The sequence below is a fragment of the Inquilinus limosus MP06 genome (assembly GCF_000767795.1).
Taxonomy (GTDB): domain Bacteria; phylum Pseudomonadota; class Alphaproteobacteria; order DSM-16000; family Inquilinaceae; genus Inquilinus; species Inquilinus limosus_E.
Window position 1 is genome coordinate 1 of the sequence record NZ_JANX01000445.1, and the last position, 5,443, is coordinate 5,443.

Consider the following 5,443-nt stretch of genomic DNA (forward strand, 5'->3'; position numbering starts at 1 on the left):
GAGTTTGTCGAAGCCTGGACCAGCCCTCACCCGGTCGCCCTGCGGACGCCCGGCCTCTCCCGCGTCCGGCGGGAGAGGCAACGCAAAAAAGCGTCGATTCAGATCACCCACAGGCCTTGAATCCGCCCGGCTGCACCCGCGTCCAGCTGTCGGTGCGGCCCAGCAGGCTGATGCCGACATAGCCGCGCAGATCCAGCGTGTCCGGCCCGGTCAGGTGCATCTTGGCGTCGTAGGTCTTGCCGCTCTTCGGGTCGTAGATCGTGCCGTCCTCCCACTCCGTGTCGGAGACCTGGGTGAAGCTGTGCAGCATGATCAGCTTGCACAGCGCCTGGCCGCGCTTGCCCTCGTCCGGATTGTGGATGTCGGTGGTCGGGGCGTCCGGCGGCAGGCCGGCGATCAGGCCGCAGATGCCGGTGTTGCAGTCGGTGATCTGGATCACCGAGCGGCCGTCCCCGGTGCGCCAGAACCCCTTGATCCCGCCATCGGCGCCGGAGGCGGCCGGGGCCGCGAGGGCGACGACCAGGCCGAGGGCGAGAACGGCGCTGCGGATGGTCATGGGCGCTCCCATATCTTCTGTTGTTGCTTCTCCCCCGAGGATGCGGCCGGGCCGGATTCCTGTCCATCGTCCCGATTTGCACCGCGCGGAGGGTGACAACTTTGAAATTATTCCAGCTTTTGCCTCGGTTTGCCCTCGGCTATGGTCCAGCGTCGGCCGAAAGGGCCACCGGCGAGGCCGCCGGACGGACGGAGATGTGAGAGATGAGCGCGCCGCGGACACTGTTCGACAAGATCTGGGACAGCCATGTCGTCCACCGCCAGGATGACGGCACGTGCATCCTCTATATCGACCGCCACCTCGTGCATGAGGTGACCAGCCCGCAGGCCTTCGAGGGGCTGCGCATGGCCGGCCGCAAGGTGCGCCAGCCGCAGGCCACCCTGGCCGTGCCGGACCACAACGTGCCGACCTCGGGCCGCGCCGGCGGCATCGCCGACGAGGAGAGCCGGATCCAGGTCGAGACGCTGGAGAAGAACGCCGCCGATTTCGGCGTGCCGATCTTCACCATGAACGACATCCGCCAGGGCGTGGTCCACATCATCGGGCCGGAGCAGGGCTTCACCCTGCCGGGCACCACCATCGTCTGCGGCGACAGCCACACCTCGACCCATGGCGCCTTCGGGGCGCTGGCCTTCGGCATCGGCACCAGCGAGGTGGAGCATGTGCTGGCCACCCAGACGCTGCTGCAGAAGCCGGCCAAGAACATGCGCATCACGGTCGAGGGCGACCTGCCGCTGGGCGTGACCGCCAAGGACATGATCCTGGCGATCATCGGCACCATCGGCACCGCCGGCGGCACCGGCCATGTCATCGAATATGCCGGCGACGCCGTCCGCGCCCTGTCGATGGAAGGCCGGATGACGGTCTGCAACATGTCGATCGAGGCCGGTGCCCGTGCCGGGTTGATCGCGCCGGACGAGACCACCTTCGCCTATGTGAAGGGGCGGCCGCTGGCACCGAAGGGCGAGGCCTGGGACCAGGCGGTCGAATACTGGCGCACCCTGCCCTCGGACGAAGGCGCCCGCTACGACCGCGAGGTCGTGCTGAAGGCCAAGGACATCGTGCCGATGGTCACCTGGGGCACCAGCCCCGAGGACGTGGCGCCGATCACCGGCGTGGTGCCTGACCCGGAGGCCGCGCCGGACGCCAACAAGGCCAGCGCCTGGCGCCGCAGCCTGGACTATATGGGCCTGAAGCCCGGCCAGCGGCTGAGCGAGGTGCCGGTCGACAAGGTCTTCATCGGCTCCTGCACCAACGGCCGGATCGAGGATCTGCGCGCCGCCGCCGCCGTCGCCCGCGGCCGGCGCGTGGCCGACAAGGTCTACGCCATGATCGTCCCGGGCTCCGGCCTGGTGAAGGAGCAGGCGGAGGCCGAGGGGCTGGACCAGGTGTTCAAGGCGGCCGGCTTCGACTGGCGCGAGCCCGGCTGCTCGATGTGCCTCGCCATGAACGCCGACAAGCTGTCGCCGGGCGAGCGCTGCGCCTCGACCTCGAACCGCAACTTCGAGGGCCGCCAGGGCCGCGGCGGCCGCACCCACCTGGTCAGCCCGGCCATGGCCGCGGCGGCGGCGATCGCCGGCCACCTGACCGATGTGCGCGAGCTGAACTAAGCCTCCCTCCCTGTCATGCCCCGGGCTTGACCCGGGCATCCAGACGGTCTCGACGCCCACTGGATTGCCGGGTCAAGCCCGGCAATGACAGGAGGGGTGTGCCCGGCCCTCAAGGAGCCCCCGCCATGTCCGCAGCGGCCGACTCCGCGCGCAAGTTCGATCCCACCCGCGCCGGCGAGTACGAGGTGCAGAGCCGCATCGCGCTGGCCGGCTACGATGCCTGCCACGAGCTGTCGGCCTGCATGCTGGCGGCCGTGCTGGGCTCCGGCGGCAGCGCGGAGATCCTGGTCGCCGGGGCCGGCGGCGGGGCACGCGAGATCGTCACCGCCGGGGCGCTGGAGCCGGGCTGGCGCTTCGCCGCGATCGACCCGTCGCAGCCGATGCTGGACCTGGCCGCTGCACGGCTGCGCGAGGCCGGACTGGACGGGCGGACCGAGGTCGTGCTCGGCACCGTCGACGACCTGCCGGCCGGCCGCCGCTTCGACGCGGCGACGCTGATCGGCGTGCTGCACCACCTGCCCGGCGACGACGCCAAGCGCGCCATCCTGCGGTCGCTGGCCGACCGGCTGAAGCCGGGCGCGCCGCTGATCCTGGCCGGCAACCGCTTCGCCTATGCCAGCCGGCCGTTGCTGCTCGAAGCCTGGGGCCAGCGCTGGCGCATGCACGGCGTCGGGCCGGAGGAGGTGCAGGCCAAGCTTGGCCGCATCCTGCAGGGCGCCGACCCGCCGGCCTCCGAGGAGGCCATCGCCGGGCTGCTCGCCGAGGCCGGCTTCGGCCCGCCGACAAGCTTCTTCTCCAGCCTGTTCTGGGGCGCCTGGCTGGCAAGGCGGGTGTGAGATCCTGACGGGCCGGTGCCGCCGGCGCTCCCGGGCGAGGTGAAAGGGTCGGCCTGACCAAGCCGATTCCCCCAATTTGTCATCCTCGGGCCTGACCCGAGGATCCAGGGGCTTTCAGAGCCGCTCTCGGTGGCTCCTGGATTGCCGGGTCAAGCCCGGCAATGACAGGAGGGGGTGGTCAGTCCTGAAATGAGGTCAGCGTGTTTGCGGATGGCCTCAGGCGTGCCCTGCCTCGCCCGACAGCATCATCGGGTCGATGCCGAGCTTGGCGATGGCGCGCTCCCACTTCACCGACAAGTCCTCGCCGAACAGAATGTCGGAATCGCAGGGCACGTTGAGCCAGCCATTGGCCTGGATCTCGGCGTCGAGCTGGCCGGCGCTCCAGCCGGCATAGCCCAGCGCCAGCAGGTGCCGGCTGGGGCCGGTGCCGCCGGCGATGGCCTGCAGCACCTCCAGCGTCGAGGTCACGGCGACGTCGCCGACCACCACCGTCTTCTCGGCCCGGTAGTCGGTCGAATGCAGCACGAAGCCGCGGCCCGATTCCACCGGCCCGCCGAACTGCACCCGGGTGCTGCCCAGCAGGTCGCCATGCGGGATGCCGAGCTGGTCGAGCAGCGTCGGGAAATCGATGGTCGACAGCGGCTTGTTCACCACCAGCCCCATGGCGCCCTGATCGTTATGGGCGCACAGATAGATCACGGTGCGGGCGAAGGGGGGCGCGATCAGGGTCGGCATGGCGATCAGCAGCTGCCCCGCGAGGTAGCTGCCATCCGCCGGCACCTTGACGCCCTTGGAGGATTTCGCCCGACTCATACCGACCACTGCTCCGTTTTCCGCTTCCGGCCGCGACACTAAGGCTAACCCGCGCCGGGCTGGTTCCGAACGACTATATAGGCCAAAGAAAGGCAGTTTCATGGTGCCGGAGATTCGATGACCCGTAGGCTCGCATTCCTGACCGCGGCCGTGCTCGGCCTCGCCGCGCTGTCCGGCACCGGCCCGGCCGGGGCGGCCGAGACGCCATGGCAGCAGGCCAAGGGCGCGTCGGCGCGGCTGGTCACGGCGGTCGACGGCACCGGCACCCTGAACGAGATTCCGGCCGGGCTGCACATCCGGCTGGACCCGCATTGGAAGACCTATTGGCGGTCTCCCGGCGATGCCGGGCTGCCGCCGGCGCTGGACTGGAAGGGATCCGAGAATCTCGGCACCGCCACCCTGGCCTATCCGGCGCCACACCGGTTCCAGCTGTTCGGCCTCGAGACCTATGGCTACGAGACCGAGGTGGTGTTCCCGCTGACCCTGCCGGTGGCGCAGGCGGGGCAGCCGCAGCATCTGGCCCTGGCCGCGACCGTGCTGGTCTGCAGCGACATCTGCATCCCGGCCAATTTCAACTTCGCGCTGGACCTGCCGGCCGGCGCGGCGACGCCCGACCCGGACGCGGCCAACCTGATCGACCGCTACGCCAACACGGTGCCCGGCGACGGCGCCGCCGCCGGCCTGGCCATCGGCCCGGTCATGGCGACCACCCAGGGCCCGAATGGCGGCCTGCGAATCGAGGCGACGGCGCGCGAGCCCTTCGCCGCGCCGGACATCTTCGTCGAGGGCGCGCCGGGCGACGCCTTCGCCGCACCGCGCATCACCACCGCTGAGGGCGGCCGTCGGCTGGTGGCCGAGATCGACCGGATCCAGTCGGCCGACGATCCGCCCAAATCCCTGAGCGGCACCCCGGTCGCCCTGACCCTGGTCGACGGGCCGCGCAGCGTCGAGGCCAAGGCGACGGTCGGCGCGGCAATCACGGCAACATCCGGCACAGCCGGCTGGCTGGGCATCCTCGGCGTCGCCCTGCTGGGCGGGCTGATCCTGAACCTGATGCCCTGCGTGCTGCCGGTGCTGTCCCTGAAGCTGCTGTCGATCGTGAAGCTCGGCGGCGTCGAGGCCGGGACGCCGCGGCGACAGCGGCTGGGCCTGCTGGCCACCGCCGCCGGCATCGTCGCCTCCTTCCTGGTGCTGGCGGGCGGCGCGGTGGCGCTGAAGGCGGCCGGCGCCTCGGTCGGCTGGGGCATCCAGTTCCAGGAGCCGGTGTTCCTGGCGGCGATGGCGGTGATCGTCACCCTGTTCGGCGCCAACATGCTGGGGCTGTTCGAGGTGGTGCTGCCCGGCCGCGCCATGGACGCCGCGGCCCGCGCCAGCGGCGCCGGCCGGCCGGAGCAGGACGGGCTGACGGCGCCGTTCCTGACCGGCGCCTTCGCCACCCTCCTGGCCACTCCCTGCTCCGCCCCCTTCGTCGGCACCGCGCTGGGCTTCGCCCTGTCGCGCGGGCCGCTGGAGATCGGGGCGATCTTCGCCGCGCTGGGTCTCGGCATGGCCCTGCCCTATCTGCTGATCGCCGCGGTGCCGGGCCTGGCCCGGCTGCTGCCGCGCCCCGGCCGCTGGATGGCCTGGGT

At 71.0% G+C, this 5,443-nt stretch carries 5 protein-coding genes; 3 read left to right on the plus strand and 2 right to left on the minus strand.

The window, feature by feature from the left end; translation table 11 throughout:
- Window positions 1-103: 103 nt before the first annotated feature.
- The gene (locus P409_RS25420; protein WP_034845025.1) at window positions 104-556 is read right to left on the minus strand and encodes a DUF2147 domain-containing protein; all 453 of its coding nucleotides are present in this window, start codon (window positions 554-556) and stop codon (window positions 104-106) included.
- 203 nt (window positions 557-759) lie between these two features.
- Here P409_RS25420 and leuC point away from each other — a divergent pair, with 203 nt between their 5' ends.
- Window positions 760-2,166, plus strand: a complete 1,407-nt coding sequence (gene leuC / locus P409_RS25425; protein ID WP_034845026.1) for a 3-isopropylmalate dehydratase large subunit — start codon at window positions 760-762, stop codon at window positions 2,164-2,166.
- Window positions 2,167-2,291: 125 nt separating this feature from the next.
- Complete coding sequence (locus tag P409_RS25430; RefSeq protein ID WP_034845028.1) at window positions 2,292-3,002, plus strand: SAM-dependent methyltransferase; 711 nt, start codon at window positions 2,292-2,294, stop codon at window positions 3,000-3,002.
- Window positions 3,003-3,218: 216 nt separating this feature from the next.
- On the opposite strand, the gene P409_RS25435 is transcribed toward P409_RS25430, so the two are convergent.
- Entirely contained in the window at window positions 3,219-3,815 is a 597-nt protein-coding gene (locus P409_RS25435; RefSeq protein WP_052121376.1) for a YqgE/AlgH family protein, read from the minus strand.
- 117 nt (window positions 3,816-3,932) lie between these two features.
- Between P409_RS25435 and P409_RS25440 the strand changes: the two genes are divergently transcribed.
- On the plus strand, window positions 3,933-5,443 hold a 1,511-nt coding region (locus P409_RS25440; RefSeq protein WP_034845029.1), incomplete at its 3' end, for a protein-disulfide reductase DsbD domain-containing protein.